This is a genomic window from Paraburkholderia sp. (assembly GCF_028283785.1).
Lineage (GTDB): Bacteria > Pseudomonadota > Gammaproteobacteria > Burkholderiales > Burkholderiaceae > Paraburkholderia.
This window is the reverse complement of the sequence record NZ_JAPWKB010000004.1, coordinates 1-16,672: the sequence shown is the minus strand read 5'-3', so window position 1 is coordinate 16,672 and position 16,672 is coordinate 1. Positions and strand designations below refer to the sequence as shown.

Below are 16,672 nucleotides of genomic sequence, written 5' to 3'. Positions count from 1 at the left end.
AGGCCCGTGATCGCGCGCATCCGACACACTAACCGGCGCTTAAACGCGCGTCAGCCAGTGTGCGTACTTCTCGCTCTTGCCGTTGACGATATCGAAGAAGCCCGATTGCAGCTTCTCGGTGATCGGGCCGCGTGCGCCGTTGCCGATCGTGCGGTTGTCGAGTTCGCGGATCGGCGTGACTTCGGCGGCCGTGCCGGTGAAGAACGCTTCGTCGCAGGTGTAGACCTCGTCGCGCGTGATGCGTTTCTCGATCACCTCGATGCCGGCGTCGCGGGCGAGCGTGATGATGGTGTCGCGCGTGATGCCGTCGAGGCACGACGCCAGATCCGGCGTGTACAGCTTGCCGTTGTTGACGAGGAAGAAGTTTTCGCCGGAGCCTTCCGACACGTAGCCGTCCACGTCGAGCAGCAGCGCTTCGTCGTAGCCGTCGGTGATCGCTTCCTGATTGGCGAGGATCGAGTTCACGTACCAGCCCGACGCCTTCGCGCGGACCATCGACACGTTCACGTGATGGCGCGTGAACGACGACGTCTTCACGCGGATGCCCTTGGCGATGCCGTCTTCACCGAGGTACGCGCCCCACGGCCATGCGGCGATGGCGACGTGAATGGTGTTGCCTTTCGCCGACACGCCGAGCTTTTCCGAACCGACCCAGATGATCGGGCGCAGATAGCACGATTCCAGCTTGTTCTCGCGGACCACTTCGCATTGCGCGGCGGCGAGCGTTTCGTGGTCGAACGGGACGTCCATCTGGAAGATTTTCGCGGAATTCAGCAGACGTTTGGTGTGCTCCTGCAGACGGAAGATCGACGTGCCGCCGTCGACCGTCTTGTATGCGCGCACGCCTTCGAATACGCCCATGCCGTAGTGCAGCGTGTGGGTGAGGACGTGGATCGTGGCGTCGCGCCAGTCGATCAGCTTGCCATCCATCCAGATTTTGCCGTCGCGGTCGGCCATTGACATACGATTCTCCAGCGGTACGTGAACTGCGTCAGTGCAGAAGTGCGGGATTGCACGATGCCGCGGGGACGAACGGACGGGCCCGGAGGCGTCGCGGCGGTGGCCCGGCATGGCGATTTCGACTGCAACCGGGTTCGCTGCGCGCCCAGGCCGTAACGGAGGTCCGGCAGGCGGCGAAGTCGGTTATTTTAGCGTCTTTTGTATATGGAACGGGCATTTGGCCGCACCCCGAACGCTATAATCCGCGGCACGCATCATCCTGACCGATGCGCCAGCGGCTGTCCGACGATCTGGCGCCCACTTTTGCCGGTTCCGGCAGCATGCCGTGCCGCTTCGACTTCATGTCCGCTCGCGTGTTAGCCCGTCTGTCTGCGTTGTTGATGTCCCGTCTGTCAGTCTGTCTGCCAGCCCGTTTTTCGACGCGCTTTTCGACACGATTCCCTTCCGCTTCGCCGCCAGCCTCTGTCGCCCGATCCCGCTCCAGTGCCCCCAGCCGCTTTCCGGACGCCGAACGCCGTGCGTTCCTCGACGGTCTGCGCGCGTACTCGCCCACGCTGATGGCGGTGTTTTCGTGGGGGCTCGTAACCGGTATCGCGATGAGCAAATCGGTGCTGACCATGCCGCAGGCGCTGACGATGTCGGTGCTGGTGTACGCCGGCTCGTCGCAACTGGCCGTGCTGCCGCTGATGGCCGCGAAGTTGCCCATCTGGACCGTGCTGCTGACCGCCGCGATGGTCAACACGCGCTTCGTGATCTTCAGCGCCGGACTCGCGCCGCACTTTTCCTACCTGCCGATGTGGCGCCGTATGCTGCTCGGCTACTTCAACGGCGACGTCATCTATCTGCTGTTCCAGAAGAAAAGCTTTCAGACCGGTTACGTGCCCGGCAAGGAAGCGTATTTCTGGGGCATGGCGCTGACCAGTTGGGCGTCGTGGCAGGTGTCGTCGATTATCGGCATCGTGCTGGCGAGCCTGATTCCCGATAACTGGGGGCTGGCGCTGGCGGGCACGCTCGCGCTGGTGCCGATCATGATCTCGGCGATCGCCACGCGCTCCACGCTGGTTGCGGTCGCGGTGGCCGCCGTGGTCGCGCTGCTCGCCTTCGATCTGCCTTACCGGCTCGCGTTGCCGCTCGCGGTGGTCGCGGCGATCGTCGCGGGAAGCGCGGCTGACCTGATGCTCGAACGCAAAGGAGCGCGCGCATGACATCCACCGAAATCTGGCTGTCGATCATCGGCATGACGGTCGTGACGGCGTTGACCCGCGCGCTGTTTCTGATCGGCGGCGAGCGCACCGTGCTGCCCCCGCGCGTGCAGCGGATGCTGCGTTACGCGCCCGCGGCGGCGCTCGCAGCGGTGGTGGTGCCGGACGTGCTGGTCGGCGACGAAGGTGTGTCGTTCGCGCTGTCGAATCACGAGTTTTACGCGACGCTGGCCGGTCTCGGCTGGTGTTTGTGGCGGCGCACCATGCTCGGCACCATCGTCACGGGCATGGTGGTTTATACGATTCTCCGGCTCGTCGCATAAGAAACCCTGCCGTTATGTTGCGACGCAATATTCGTCCCGCTATTCGGGTTCGCGAGACGCGCATGTAACACACGCGTAACTTCCCCATCAAATACGGGACATTCGCGCCAATGCGGGTCTGCGTGCAATGGGTATCGGTTAAAATGTTTGTCTTCCGGATGGAGGCGCGAAGCCGCGGCAATGCCGCCGGTACGCCGGTTCGAAGAGCGGTCTGAAGTCCGGTTCATCACTTCAGGCGTGCGCTTCAGCAAGGCTTAACGTGCACCGTCCGCCATGCCTTCTCATCAACTCGCAAATAAACGCCCATGAACCAGGTATTGCGTCTCTCCGATCTGATCGCCGAAGGCAAGTTGTCCGGCAAACGCGTTTTCATCCGTGCCGATCTGAACGTGCCGCAGGACGACCAAGGCAACATCACCGAAGACACCCGTATCCGCGCCTCCGTGCCGGCTATCAAGTCGGCGCTCGACGCGGGCGCGGCCGTGATGGTCACGTCGCACCTCGGCCGTCCCACTGAAGGCGACTTCAAGCCGGAAGATTCGCTCGCGCCGGTCGCGAAGCGCCTCGCCGAGCTGCTCGGCCGTGACGTGCCGCTGGTCGCGAACTGGGTCGAAAACGGCGTGAACGTGATGCCCGGCCAGGTCGTGCTGCTCGAAAACTGCCGCGTCAACAAGGGTGAAAAGAAGGATTCCGACGAGCTCGCGCAAAAAATGGCGAAGCTCTGCGACGTCTACGTGAACGACGCGTTCGGCACCGCGCACCGCGCCGAAGCCACCACGCACGGCATCGCGAAGTACGCGCCGGTCGCGTGCGCGGGCCCGCTGCTGGCCGCCGAACTCGACGCGCTCGGTAGCGCGCTGGGCGCGCCGAAGCGTCCGCTGGTGGCGATCGTCGCCGGTTCGAAAGTGTCCACCAAGCTGACCATCCTGAAGTCGCTGGCCGAGAAGGTCGACCAGTTGATCGTCGGCGGCGGGATCGCCAATACGTTCATGCTGGCGGCCGGTCTGAAGATCGGCAAGTCGCTCGCCGAAGCCGACCTCGTCGCGGAAGCGAAGGTCATCATCGACGCGGCCAAAGCGCGCGGCGCATCGGTGCCGATCCCGACCGACGTCGTCACGGCCAAAGAATTCTCGCCCACCGCGAAGGCCGAAGTGAAAGCGGTCGCCGACGTACAGGACGACGACCTGATCCTCGATATCGGACCGGAAACGGCCAAGGCGCTCGCCGCGCAACTGGAAAAGGCCGGCACCATCGTGTGGAACGGCCCGGTCGGCGTGTTCGAATTCGACCAGTTCGGCAACGGCACCCGCACGCTCGCCGACGCGATCGCGCGCTCGCCGGCGTTCTCGATTGCCGGCGGCGGCGACACGCTCGCGGCCATCGCGAAGTACGGCATCCACGATAAGGTCAGCTACATCTCGACGGGCGGCGGCGCCTTCCTCGAGTTCCTCGAAGGCAAGAAGTTGCCGGCTGTCGAAGTCCTCGAGTCGCGGGCCTGATCGTGGCGATGCGCTCCCCCTCGGCGAAGTCTGCAAAGACGCGCGGCAAGTCGCAGAAAGCGGCGGCAGCACAGGAAGGGGAGCGCGCCGAACGCTCCATGCAACACGCGCAGTACACGCAGTCCGAACCGGAATCGCAGTCTCATGTTTCCGGTTCCGTCGCGCGGGTAGCGGACGCCGTCGCGACGGCGTCCGCTATCGACTCGCCCGATGACGCAGCGAATGACATCGCGCTGGCCGACGCGCCCGCGCCGATCGCTTCCACTCCGACCGACCAGCCGCACGCGCCCGATTTGAAGGCAGCGCCCGCCGTCGTCGGATCGTCGAATTCATCACGGCCGGCGCATGACGCACCGGTCTCGAACACCGCTTCATCCCATAAAGCGACGCCAGCATCGACCGGCGCGCAGCCCCATGACGTGCCTCTTGACTTGGGTGCGCAGCCTCCGCACCTCACTCGCAGCGTTCTTCCTAGCGATCCCATCCAGACGAGGAGACTCATGCATCGCGCCACCAAGATTGTCGCCACTATCGGCCCGGCTTCCAGCACGCCTGAAATCCTGCTGCAAATGATTCAGGCCGGCGCCGACGTGGTGCGGCTTAATTTTTCGCACGGCACCGCCGACGACCATCGCCAGCGCGCAGAATTCGTGCGCGAGGCGGCCCGTCAGGCCGGTCGCGAAGTTGCGATCATGGCCGATCTGCAAGGCCCGAAGATTCGTGTCGGCAAGTTCGAAAACGGCAAGACCACGCTGGTTCCGGGCAACGCGTTCATTCTCGATTCCGAATGCGAACTCGGTAACGACGACCGCGTCGGGCTCGACTACAAAGACCTGCCGCGCGACCTGAAACCGGGCGACGTACTGCTGCTGAACGACGGCCTGATCGTGCTCGACGTCACGCGCGTGATCGGCAGCGAGATTCACACGCGGGTCAAGGTCGGCGGCGACCTGTCGAACAACAAGGGCATCAACCGCCAGGGCGGCGGGCTGACCGCGCCCGCGCTGACCGCGAAAGACATGGAAGACATCCGCACCGCGATGTCGCTCGGCTCGGATTACGTCGCCGTGTCGTTTCCGAAAAACGCGACGGATATGGAAATGGCGCGCCAGCTCGCGAATATCGCGGGTGCGCCGTACGGCATCAAGCCGAAAATGATCGCGAAGATCGAGCGCGCCGAAGCGATTCCGGCGCTGCAAGGCATCCTCGATTCGTCGGACGGCATCATGGTCGCGCGCGGCGACCTCGCCGTGGAAGTGGGCAACGCGGCGGTGCCGGCGCTGCAAAAACGCATGATCCGGATGGCGCGCGAATCGAACAAGTTCGTGATTACCGCCACGCAGATGATGGAGTCGATGATCCTTGCACCGGTGCCGACGCGCGCCGAAGTGTCGGACGTCGCCAATGCGGTGCTCGATGGCACCGATGCGGTGATGCTGTCGGCGGAATCCGCCGCGGGCAAGTACCCGGTTCAGACCATCGAAACGATGGCCGCGATCTGCATCGAAGCCGAAAAATCCGAACAGGCCGAACTGGACAAGGATTTCCTCGACCGCACGTTCACGCGCATCGACCAGTCCATCGCGATGGGCGCGCTGTTCACCGCGTATCACCTGGGCGCGAAGGCTATCGTCGCGTTGACGGAATCCGGCTCGACCGCGCTGTGGATGTCGCGCCACTGGTCGCATGTGCCGATTTTCGCGCTGACGCCGCGCGTCGGCAGCGAGCGCGCGATGGCGATCTACCGCAACGTCACGTCGCTGCATCTCGACACCAGCAGCGACCGCGACACAGCGTTGAGCCAGGCGCTCGAAACCGTGGTGGGCAAGGGTTTCGCGTCGCGCGGCGACATGGTCGTGCTGACGGCCGGCGAGCCGATGGGCCAGCCGGGCGGCACCAACGCGCTGAAGATCGTGCGCGTCGGAGAACCGTTCTAAGCACCACAGACTTGCCGGCTTTCCCCGCTTACAGTGCGCTGATAAGACGCGTCGCGCAGCCTGGGGCGAGAGAGCCGGCCAACGATCGGCACGGCGGACAATCCGCGGGCATTCCGCGCGAACCTCGAGTTTTTGCGAAATTCGCAAAACAGGAACGCGGTTTGCTTAGCGATAAAATTGTCAAAAAAGATGCCGACGGTACAGGATTCGTTTCAATCTAAGGAGTAAACCATGCCTCTCGTATCAATGCGTCAACTGCTGGACCATGCCGCCGAACACGGTTATGGCTTGCCGGCATTCAACGTAAACAACCTCGAACAGGTGCAGGCGATCATGGCAGCGGCCGACAAGGTCAACGCCCCGGTCATCATGCAGGCTTCGGCAGGTGCCCGGAAGTACGCGGGCGAGCCGTTCCTGCGCCATCTGATCGAAGCGGCAGTCGAGTCGTATCCGCATATTCCGGTTGTGATGCACCAGGATCACGGCCAGTCGCCGGCAGTTTGCATGGCTGCAATCCGCAGCGGTTTCACGAGCGTGATGATGGACGGTTCGCTCGAAGCCGACGGCAAGACGGTCGCGTCGTACGAGTACAACGTCGAAGTGTCGCGCCGCGTGGTCGACGCCGCTCACTCGATCGGTATCACGGTTGAAGCCGAACTGGGCGTGCTCGGTTCGCTGGAAACGATGAAGGGCGACAAGGAAGACGGCCACGGCGCGGAAGGCACGATGACCCGCGAACAGCTGCTGACCGATCCGGAGCAGGCCGCCGACTTCGTCAAGCTGACGCAGTGCGATGCGCTGGCAATCGCGATCGGCACGTCGCACGGCGCGTACAAGTTCAGCAAGAAGCCCACGGGCGATATCCTGTCGATCCAACGCATCAAGGAAATTCACCAGCGTATTCCGAACACCCACCTGGTGATGCACGGTTCGTCTTCGGTGCCGCAGGAACTGCTGGCCGAGATCCGCGAATTCGGCGGCGACATGAAGGAAACCTACGGCGTGCCGGTCGAGGAAATCCAGGAAGGCATCAAGAACGGCGTGCGCAAGGTCAACATCGACACCGACCTGCGTCTGGCCATTACCGGTGCGATCCGCCGCTACATGGCGACCAATCCCGGCAAGTTCGATCCGCGCGATTATCTGAAGCCGGCGCGTGATGCGGCGATGAAAATCTGTATCGAGCGCTACATGCAATTTGGCTGTGAAGGGCAAGCTGGCAAGATCAAGCCGGTTTCGCTTGATAAAATCGCGGAGAAGTACAAGTCGGGCGAACTCGCGCAAGTGGTTCGCTAACGCCTTTTCGCGTGTCAACCTGTGCATCGTGGCACAGGTTTGAGTTGCACAACACCTGGCCGAATGGCCAGGTTGTCGTCAGATCGCCGTTCCCGCATGATCCGGGGAACGGCGTTTCCCTTTTGTTCCGGTGTTACTTTAGCCTCATTTTTACGAGCTACGACGATGTCTACCCTTTACGAATCCACGCTTCGCTCGCTGCCGCTGCTGGGCCGCGGCAAGGTCCGCGACAACTACGCGGTGGGCAACGACCAGTTGCTGATCGTCACCACCGACCGTCTGTCCGCGTTCGACGTCATCATGGGCGAGCCGATTCCGGCGAAGGGTCGCGTGCTCAACCAGATGGCCAATTTCTGGTTCGACAAGCTCCAGCACATCGTGCCGAACCACCTGACGGGCGTCGAGCCGGAAACGGTCGTCGCGGCTGACGAAGTCGAGCAGGTCAAGGGCCGCGCGGTCGTCGTGAAGCGCCTCGAACCGATCCTCGTCGAAGCCGTGGTGCGCGGTTATCTGGCCGGTAGCGGCTGGAAAGACTACCAGGCAACCGGCGCCGTGTGCGGCGTGGCGTTGCCGCCGGGTCTGCAAAACGCGGAAAAACTGCCGGAGCCGATTTTCACGCCCGCAGCGAAGGCCGAAATGGGCCACCACGACGAAAACATCACGTACGACGACATGGAACGCCGTATCGGCACCGAACTGTCCGCCACCATTCGCGACATCTCGATCCGTCTGTACAAGGAAGCGGCCGAATATGCGGCCACGCGCGGCATCATCATCGCCGACACCAAGTTCGAATTCGGCCTGGATAACCACGGCAAGCTGTATCTGATGGACGAAGCGCTGACGGCGGATTCGTCGCGTTTCTGGCCGGCCGATCAATACCAGGTCGGCACCAACCCGCCGTCGTTCGACAAGCAGTTCGTGCGCGACTGGCTCGAAACGCAGTCGTGGGCCAAAGAGCCGCCCGCGCCGAAGCTGCCGGACGACGTCGTCACGAAAACGGGCGAAAAGTATCAGGAAGCGCTCGAACGCCTGACCGGTCAAAAGCTCGCGTAGTCGTCGGTCCAGAAAAAAAGTCCCCGCAACGCCCGAAGGAAGTTCGTCAAAGATGAGTGAAGTCCAGACTGCCCATACCCACGATGCGCCGGTTGTCGGTGTTTTGATGGGCTCCAGTTCCGATTGGGACGTGATGAAGCAGGCGGTCGCCGTGCTGCAGGAATTCGGCGTGCCGTACGAGGCGAAAGTCGTGTCCGCGCACCGGATGCCCGACGAAATGTTCGCGTATGCGGAATCCGCGCGCGAGCGCGGCCTGCGCGCGATCATCGCGGGTGCGGGCGGTGCGGCGCATCTGCCCGGCATGCTGGCCGCCAAGACCACGGTGCCGGTGCTCGGCGTGCCGGTGGCGAGCAAGTACCTGAAGGGCGTCGATTCGCTGCATTCCATCGTGCAGATGCCGAAGGGCGTGCCGGTCGCCACCTTCGCGGTCGGTGAAGCGGGCGCCGCGAATGCCGCGCTGTTCGCCGTATCCATTCTGAGCGGCACGATCGCGGACTACGCGGACAAGCTCGCAGCGTTCCGCGTGCGTCAGAATCAGGCCGCGCATGCAATGGTGCTGCCCGCGCTGTAAGTGGTTCGATGTCTTTTTGATGTTGTCCGTAGCTTGACCCCCGGCGAGGCGCACCCGCGTTCGCCTCGCCGTGACTGATCACTGAAATGAACCCAGACAACACACCGGTTTCACCGATTCTGCCCGGCGCCTGGCTCGGCATGGTCGGTGGCGGCCAGCTTGGCCGCATGTTCTGCTTTGCCGCCCAATCGATGGGCTACCGCGTCGCCGTGCTCGACCCGGACGAAAGCAGTCCGGCGGGCGCCGTCGCCGACCGCCATATTCGCGCGGCCTATGACGACGAAGCGTCGCTGACCGAGCTCGCGCGGCTGTGCGCGGCGGTGTCGACCGAATTTGAAAACGTGCCGGCCGCGAGCCTCGATTTTCTCGCCCGCACCACGTTCGTCAGCCCGGCCGGCCGATGCGTCGCGATCGCGCAAGACCGCGTCGCCGAGAAGCGCTTCATCGCTTCGTCGGGCGTGGCGGTGGCGCCGCACGTCGTGATCGAATCGTCGGCGGGCCTCGCTGCGCTCGACGACGCGAAGCTCGAAGCGGTCTTGCCCGGCATCCTGAAGACCGCGCGGCTCGGCTATGACGGCAAAGGCCAGATCCGCGTGCGCAACGCCGACGAAGTCCGCGAGGCGCATGCGTCGCTCGGCGGCGTTGCATGCGTGCTGGAAAAGCGCCTGCCGCTGAAGTTCGAAGTGTCCGCGTTGATCGCGCGCGCGGCGAACGGCTGTTCGGCGGTCTACCCGCTCGCGCAGAACACGCACCGCGACGGCGTGCTGTCGCACACCATCGTGCCCGCGCCCGACGCCACGCCTTCGCTGGTCGCGCAGGCGCAGCAGGCCGCATTGCAGATCGCCGACAAGCTCGGTTACGTGGGCGTGCTGTGCGTCGAGTTTTTCATTCTCGAAGACGGTTCGCTGGTGGCCAACGAAATGGCGCCGCGTCCGCACAATTCCGGCCACTACACGGTCGATGCGTGCGCAACCAGCCAGTTCGAGCAGCAGGTCCGCGCGATGACCGGCATGCCGCTCGGCGATACGCGTCAGCATTCGCCGGCCGTGATGCTGAACATCCTCGGCGACGTCTGGTTCCCCGACGGCCCGAAGCGCGCGTGCGTAACGCCGCCGTGGCACGAAGTGGCGGCGATGCCGGCCGCGCGTCTGCATCTGTACGGCAAGGAAGAGGCGCGTCCCGGTCGCAAGATGGGACACATCAACTTCACCGCCGCGACGCTCGACGAAGCGCGCACCGCAGGCCGCGATTGCGCGCGTCGTCTGCATATCATCCCCACCTGAGCATCGGGTGAACGATATGCCGGACCAACGGAAATCGGCGCAAGACGCGGGGCAACGCGTCGATGCCGCAGCAAGCGCCGCCTCGGGCGAAGCCGCAACCACGATCGACGCGGCGCGGATCGAGCACGCGGCCGCGTTGCTCGATGCCGGCGAGTTGGTCGCGTTCCCGACCGAGACTGTCTACGGGCTGGGCGGCGACGCCGAGAGCGCCGACGCCATTGCGCGCATTTACGCCGCCAAAGGGCGCCCGGCGAATCATCCGGTGATCGTGCATCTGGCGCCGGAAGCCGATCCGAATTACTGGGTCGCGCATTTGCCGGCCGACGCGCAACGCTTGATCGACGCGTTCTGGCCGGGTCCGCTGACGTTGATCCTGAAGCGCGCCGCGCATATTCCGGCTGCGGTGAGCGGCGGCCAGGATTCGGTGGGTTTGCGCTGTCCGTCGCATCCGGTGTCGCAGGCGTTGCTGACGGCATTCGGCGCGCGGCGTGGTGGACACGGCGGCGTGGCGGGACCGTCGGCGAATCGCTTTGGGCACGTCAGCCCGACCACCGCGCAGCATGTGCGCGATGAGTTCGGCGGTTCGGTTTACGTGCTCGACGGCGGTGCGTCGGAGGTCGGCATCGAATCCACCATCATCGATCTGTCGCGCGGTTTTCCGGCGCTGCTGCGCCCGGGTCACGTGACGCCGCAAGATATCGCCGACGTGCTTGGCGAAGCCCCGCGTCTGCCGGATGGCTCCGACGCCACCGCACCGCGCGCGTCGGGCACGCTGAAGGCGCACTACGCGCCGCGCACGCCGCTCGCATTGCTGCCGTTCGAAGAACTGGAGTCTTTGCTGGCGGAGCACGCCGCAAACGGGCAACGGGTTGCGCTGGTTGCACGTAGCTCGCGCGCCGGCCGTTGGGCCGACGCGCCCGGCGTGCATTTCGTCGCGGCGCCGGAAGATCCACACGCGTATGCGCGCGAGTTGTATGGCTTGCTGCGCGCGCTGGACAGTGCGCATGTCACGCGCATCCTGATCGAGCGCTTGCCGGAAACGATCGAGTGGATCGCCGTCAACGACCGGCTCGGTCGCGCGGCGGCTGCGTTCGAGGCGCAGCACTAGCGCGTTTGGCTGGATCGACGCGAGGTGCGTCGTGAGTAGAAAGTCGTACGCTACGAAACAGAAAAGCCCCGAAAGGGGCTTTCTGTTTTTCTACGCGATACCTACGGAAAAGTGCGCGGTGATCGCGCGGTAACTGCGCGGCAACCCGCCGGCTTCGACGATGTTTTGCGACGCGTCGTCGAACCGGCGTGAGTACGCCGCGCGTCAATGACCGTAGTGACGATGACCCGCCAGCAAGCCGGCGTCGTAGGCGGCTTCGAGCGCGCTGGTCAGGCTGTCGGCGGACACGATGTGGAAGTCCGGCGATGGCATACCCGGCAACCGGAATGCTTCGACGCCGAGGCTTTCACGCGCGATCGCGCGCAGCAGTTCAATCCGTTCGTCATACATGATCGTGTTCATCATCGAGCCTCCGCTGTCGCCCAAACCGGACGCCGATTCACCGATGCCAATTCGCCAGATCGACTTCCATTAAAGACGCTCGGCTTCGCCGAACCAAGGTTTTGCGTGCTCACGCACGGTGCGCGGTGACTATGCGCAACTCGCAATGCGTGTTCACGACGAAGCGTATTGCGGGGAAACATGATGTTATTCACTGTGTTGTCCTGATCCTCTCTTTCGAGACTTTGACGGTATTGGGTGTTCCTTACCGATTACTTTCAGGATAGTTGATGACCTGAACCACGCTAAGTGGCGAGGTGACGCATACTGAGGCTCTACTCCAAAATGCGTGAAAGGGCAGGATCGAAACGTTACACCACACGATCTTATCCGGCTGATTAGATACGGAAGCCGTAATTAAAATAGAAAAAGCCCGGCGCGAAGGCCAGGCTTTTCCGAATGCGGAAACAATCAGGTAAGACTTACTTTCCCAATCCCGTCGCTGCGATCTTCTGTTCGACGTACTGCGCGAACAGCGCGTGCAGGTGCGTCGTGGGGTGAACCAGGTCGGCAAACATGTACGTCTGATCCGCGCCGGCCACCGTGTACGTTTCCGGCGAACAGAACAGCGAAGAGGCGAACGCGCTCGGATCGCTCTCGCCGTACTTGGCCGCTGCCGCTTCCATCGACGCGAGGTTACATGCGGTGCCCGTGTTCGACACCGTGAAGCCGAGCGCCTGGTAATTGGCCAGCGTATCGTCTTCGAGTTGCGCCGCGTCGATCAGGATCACCTGCGAGCTGCTGCCGAACACCTGCTTCAACGCGTTGTTATAGCCCGTCGTCAGCGCGCCCAACACCTGTTTCGCCGATGCCGAACTGTTGACGCCCAACGGCGACTGCACGATATCCGGAATGTTCATCACGACGACGTGCGTCGCGCCGTGCGCGATCAGGTTCTGCACCGCGCCGATAAACTGCGTCGCCGCCGTGGTGATCGCCTGCGATGCAGCCGGAATCGCCGCTACCGACGCGGCAATACCCGCGTTGGCCGCCGTCGTCGCGTCGGCGCCGCCCTGAGCGGCTGCCGTCGCCGCTGCGGTGCCCGCGTCGGAGATCGCTTGTGCCTGGATGAAGATATCGTTCGCGCCGCCGTTGATCAGCACGAGCTGGTTCGAGTTGAAGCTGCCGTGCGCGTCGATGTAGTTCTGGATCTGCTGGAGGACCGGCACGGTGGTGGCTTGTGCGTACGCGGCGTTAGCCACGCTCGCGTCGGCATGACCTTCGCCGAGCGGCTCGTTCACGCGCGCGCCACCTTGCGCGTAGCCCAGGCCGCCGGCTGCGGCGAGCGGCTGGCCGAAGCCGCCGAGATACGCCGGCGTGACCGTGCCGCCGTAGTATTCCGCGACTTTCTGCACCCAGATTTCGCCGGGGTTGGTGGTGAACTTGCCGCCACCGAAATTCGTCAGGATGACGGGCGAATACGTGCCGACGTCCGAAAGGCTGTCGCCGAACGACACCACTTGCAGCTTCACGCCGCCGGCCGGCGTCGTGTTCGCCGAACTGTTGTTGTTATCGCTACCGCCGCCGCAGGCGGTGATCAGCGCGAACGCGGCACAGGCAATGGCGCACTGGCCGGCGCGCAGCAACGTGCGTCCCGATAGGTTCTTTTCTGCGTGCTTCATCTCGACTTCATCTCCTCGTATGTGTGGCCCTTTTGCCATGTGTTGCAGGCAGCGCCCGCCGCTTTGTCCGACGGCGTGGCGACAGCTTACAGAATCTTCCTACGAACTGCGCGGTGTTTCAAACGCGTTCGAAGTGTTGCTCGACACGTCGGTCTGGCTTCCGGCGCGTCGGTGTAGTGGCGCTTCAATGCCGTGATCGTATGGCGCGTCCGGCGTGTCGTGCGGCGTGCCGGCCGACGCCGCCAGCGACGCGTGATACGCCGTCGCCCACGCGGGCGGCGCGAACAGCGCGCGGCACCTGTTGCGCCAGCCGGACGCGCTCGCGACGTCGCGCGCCATCGAGCGCCACTCGTGAAATGTCGCGGTCAGCGGATTGTGGCTGTGCAGCGGTTCGGTGATCCCGTAGACCGGCACATCGTGCGGATCTTCGTCGACGTAAGTGCCGAACAGGCGATCCCAGATCGACAGCACGCCTGCGTAATTGCGGTCGATATAACGATCGTTGCGCGCGTGATGCACCCGATGCATCGACGGCGTGTTGAACACGGATTCGAGCCAACCGAGCCGCCCGATCATCTGCGTGTGAACGAAAAACTGAAAACCGAGATTGATCAGCACGATTGCGACGATCTGCGTCGGCGGAAAGCCGAGCACCGCGAGTGGAATCCAGAACACCCACATGCCCGCGAGCGGATACATCAGACTCTGACGGAATGCCGTCGAAAAATTCAGTCGTTCCGACGAGTGATGGACGACGTGCGCAGCCCACAGCCAGCGAACCCGATGGCTGCATCGGTGAAACACGTAGTACAGCGCATCTTGTGCAACGAACAGTACGACGAACGAGATCCAGCCGCGTTGCCAGGTGTGAATCCGGTAGTGATCGTAGAACCACGCGTAGACGGGGATGATGGCGAACCACGCGAGCTTGTCGGCGGCCTGTTGCATCAGCGCGAGCGATGCATTGCACAGCGTGTCGCGCCAGCTGTAGATAGCCGCGTCCGGGCGTACTCGCCGCACGTGCCACGCCTCCCAGCCGATGCATGCGAGAAAGACTGGCGCCAGCGCGAGCAACAGCAATTCGGCATCGAATTGCATCAGCGTCTCCCTCCATGGTCCCTTGCCGCCGCGTGTGTCGCGGCGCGCGATGTCGTTATCGTGTGATCTGTCGGCGAGGCGCGCGGAAAGCGTTCGTTGCGCGCTCCGCGCGATGCGTCGCGTACTGCGGTTCATCGCTTGTGTTGCGCTAGATGTTGCGACAAAAGCGCGCACCCGACATTGCCCGACAGCGTACACGGTAGACCGTCGGGCGACGCAGCGCTTCGCTAGAAGAAATCCTCGATGGGACGTGCGAGCGGCCGCACGGTGGGCCGCTCGGGAATGGGCGTGGGAACTGCCGTCAACGGACGAAGCGCGCCCGTGAGTGCGTGCTTCGTGCGTCCGTTGTTGCGGCGATTGATGCGGAGGTTGGTGAGCTCGTTGGTGAGCCCGTTGGCAGGATCGACGGGATTCGTGAGACGGATGAAATTCGCGCGACCGTCAGTGCGCCGGATGAGCGGCACGCGGCCGCAGGATTTTGCGGGGCTTGCGACGCGGCGCGTCGTCCGCTGTGTCCGGCGAGGTTGCCGCCGCTTCGGCCTGCGACTGCGCGAGTGCCGCTGCCGGACCTTGATAGACCCATTCGAGCAGCGCATCGTGGGCGGCGCGCGCCGCTTCGGAATGCGGATCGTTGATCAGGCTGACGACCACATAACTGCTGCCGTCCGCCGATGCGACGTAGCCCGCGATCGCGCGGACATCGCGCAGCGTGCCGGTCTTGATGTGCGCGTTGCCGCCGACCGGTTGTGTCGTCAGCCGGTTGCGCATCGTGCCGTCGACGCCCGCGATAGGCAGCGACTCGACGAACACCTGCGCGACCGGACTTGCGTTGGCCGCTTGCAGCAGGTCGGCGAGTGCGAGCGCCGTGACGTGTTCGTCGCGCGACAGGCCGGAGCCGTTGTCGAGCGTCAGGTATTCCATCGGCAGGCCGCTGCGGTGCAGGAACGACGTGATCGCGGCGATCGATTTCTGCGTGGTCGCGGGCGGCTTGCCCGCCACCGCGCCGATCGTCAGGAACAGGTTGCGCGCCATCGTGTTGTTGCTGAACTTGTTGATGTCGCGAACGATATCGGACAGCACCGGACCTTGATGCGTTGCGACGAGGCGCGCGTCGAGCGGCACTGCGCCTTCGCGCGTGGTGCCCTTGAACGTGCCGCCGGATTGCTGCCACAGCGCGAGAAAGCCGCCCGCGAAAAATGCCGAGTGGTCGAGCACGGCCACGTTGATCGTGCGCGGACCGCAATGCAACGGATAGTCGCCGTCGAACGATGCGGTGACCGTGCCGTCGGCTTGCGCGTTGACCGCAGGAGCGAGCGCGGTGCCTTCGCCGCGGCACGGGCCGCGGGTGGCGTGCAGATGATTGTCGATCTGAAGTTGCGCGAGCGCGGGCAGGACGTCGATCGCGACCGAACCATCCGCCGACGGCGTCAGCGAAAACGACAGCGATTTGAAAGCGTACAGCAGCGGATCGGGGCCGACGTTGTAGGGCGCGGTGGCGTCGTCGTCGAACGGCGGCAGGTCGCGGGTGGACGGATCGAAGAAGCGTTTGTCGAGCACCAGTGCGCCGTCGATGCCGCTGATACCCGCCTTGTGGATCTTCTGCACGAGGTCGATCAGTTCTTCGGGGACGAGTTTCGGGTCACCGGTTCCCTGAATATAGAGATTGCCATGCAGGATACCGTTCGCGTCGATCGAGCCGTCGGCATAGGCGGTGGTTTTCCATCGGTAGTCCGGACCGAGGATGGACAGACCGGCGAAGGTCGTGACCAGTTTCATGGTGGACGCGGGCATCATCGGTTGTCCCGCGTTGAGGGCGAGGATCGGGGTTCGATCGCCGACTTTCTCGACCACCACGCTGATGTTGGACAGCGGCACGTGTGCGCGTTGCAGTCCGAGCATGACCGGGCGCGGCAGGACCGTGCTGACGTTGACCGATGGGTGTTCTGCTTTTTTTCTTGCGAAGGCGGGTGGGGCGGCGAGTAGCGCGCCGGCGGTGAGTGCGACGCAGAGCGAGGAGACCGCAAGCCGTCTCGCGGGCCGAAACGGAAATGAAAGAAACGTAGCGACGGACGGACGGGGCATGCGGAGACCGGTAGAGCGGGGGGACGCTGCGCGGGCGTGGTGATTTGAGGGCGCTGCGCGCGGCAAAGCGGCTATTGTAGTGATATGGGGGGTGGGGTGGTTTTTTTGTGGTTCTTTGGTTGTTCCGGTTTCGCGCTGGTCTGTTGGCGTCGGGTTGGTTGTCCCGGTTTCACGCTGGTTTGCCTGGATCGTCC

Annotated in this window: 14 protein-coding genes; 9 read left to right on the top strand and 5 right to left on the bottom strand. The window is 63.9% G+C overall.

The features are described 5' to 3' along the window. Positions 1 to 39 precede the first annotated feature (39 nt). Complete coding sequence (locus PW947_RS03285) at positions 40 to 963, bottom strand: branched-chain amino acid transaminase (protein WP_299629643.1); 924 nt, start codon at positions 961 to 963, stop codon at positions 40 to 42. A gap of 377 nt (positions 964 to 1,340) precedes the next feature. On the opposite strand from PW947_RS03285, the gene PW947_RS03280 reads away from it, so the two are divergent. The 9 genes from PW947_RS03280 (at position 1,341) to PW947_RS03240 (ending at position 11,235) form a co-directional block, all read left to right on the top strand. Next, a complete protein-coding gene (locus PW947_RS03280) occupies positions 1,341 to 2,165 on the top strand; it encodes an AzlC family ABC transporter permease (protein WP_299629789.1) in 825 nt (274 codons plus the stop codon). Continuing rightward, a complete protein-coding gene (locus tag PW947_RS03275) occupies positions 2,162 to 2,485 on the top strand; it encodes an AzlD domain-containing protein (RefSeq protein ID WP_299629642.1) in 324 nt (107 codons plus the stop codon). Before PW947_RS03280 ends, PW947_RS03275 begins: the two co-directional genes overlap by 4 nt. Before the next feature lie 305 nt (positions 2,486 to 2,790). Next, entirely contained in the window at positions 2,791 to 3,984 is a 1,194-nt protein-coding gene (locus tag PW947_RS03270; RefSeq protein WP_299629641.1) for a phosphoglycerate kinase, read from the top strand. Between the two features lie 500 nt (positions 3,985 to 4,484). After that, the gene (gene pyk, locus PW947_RS03265) at positions 4,485 to 5,921 is read left to right on the top strand and encodes a pyruvate kinase (protein WP_299629640.1); all 1,437 of its coding nucleotides are present in this window, start codon (positions 4,485 to 4,487) and stop codon (positions 5,919 to 5,921) included. A 231-nt stretch (positions 5,922 to 6,152) separates the two neighbouring features. After that, positions 6,153 to 7,217, top strand: coding sequence for a class II fructose-bisphosphate aldolase (gene fba, locus PW947_RS03260; RefSeq protein ID WP_299629639.1), 1,065 nt, complete (start codon positions 6,153 to 6,155; stop codon positions 7,215 to 7,217). 165 nt (positions 7,218 to 7,382) lie between these two features. After that, positions 7,383 to 8,273: a phosphoribosylaminoimidazolesuccinocarboxamide synthase gene (locus PW947_RS03255; protein WP_299629638.1), complete on the top strand. Its 891-nt coding sequence runs from the start codon at positions 7,383 to 7,385 to the stop codon at positions 8,271 to 8,273. 52 nt (positions 8,274 to 8,325) lie between these two features. Continuing rightward, a complete protein-coding gene (purE, locus tag PW947_RS03250; protein ID WP_299629637.1) occupies positions 8,326 to 8,844 on the top strand; it encodes a 5-(carboxyamino)imidazole ribonucleotide mutase in 519 nt (172 codons plus the stop codon). 86 nt (positions 8,845 to 8,930) lie between these two features. Then, positions 8,931 to 10,127: a 5-(carboxyamino)imidazole ribonucleotide synthase gene (locus tag PW947_RS03245; RefSeq protein ID WP_299629636.1), complete on the top strand. Its 1,197-nt coding sequence runs from the start codon at positions 8,931 to 8,933 to the stop codon at positions 10,125 to 10,127. 16 nt (positions 10,128 to 10,143) lie between these two features. Beyond that, a complete protein-coding gene (locus PW947_RS03240; RefSeq protein WP_299629635.1) occupies positions 10,144 to 11,235 on the top strand; it encodes an L-threonylcarbamoyladenylate synthase in 1,092 nt (363 codons plus the stop codon). Positions 11,236 to 11,439: 204 nt separating this feature from the next. Here the strand turns inward: PW947_RS03240 and PW947_RS03235 are convergent, their stop codons facing one another. From PW947_RS03235 to dacB, 4 genes are all read right to left on the bottom strand, one after another. Then, entirely contained in the window at positions 11,440 to 11,640 is a 201-nt protein-coding gene (locus PW947_RS03235) for a hypothetical protein (RefSeq protein WP_299629634.1), read from the bottom strand. 458 nt (positions 11,641 to 12,098) lie between these two features. Beyond that, complete coding sequence (locus PW947_RS03230; RefSeq protein WP_299629633.1) at positions 12,099 to 13,298, bottom strand: SGNH/GDSL hydrolase family protein; 1,200 nt, start codon at positions 13,296 to 13,298, stop codon at positions 12,099 to 12,101. Positions 13,299 to 13,397: 99 nt separating this feature from the next. Then, complete coding sequence (locus tag PW947_RS03225; protein WP_299629632.1) at positions 13,398 to 14,396, bottom strand: sterol desaturase family protein; 999 nt, start codon at positions 14,394 to 14,396, stop codon at positions 13,398 to 13,400. A gap of 441 nt (positions 14,397 to 14,837) precedes the next feature. Further along, positions 14,838 to 16,478, bottom strand: a complete 1,641-nt coding sequence (gene dacB / locus PW947_RS03220) for a D-alanyl-D-alanine carboxypeptidase/D-alanyl-D-alanine-endopeptidase (RefSeq protein WP_299629631.1) — start codon at positions 16,476 to 16,478, stop codon at positions 14,838 to 14,840. Positions 16,479 to 16,672: the final 194 nt, after the last annotated feature.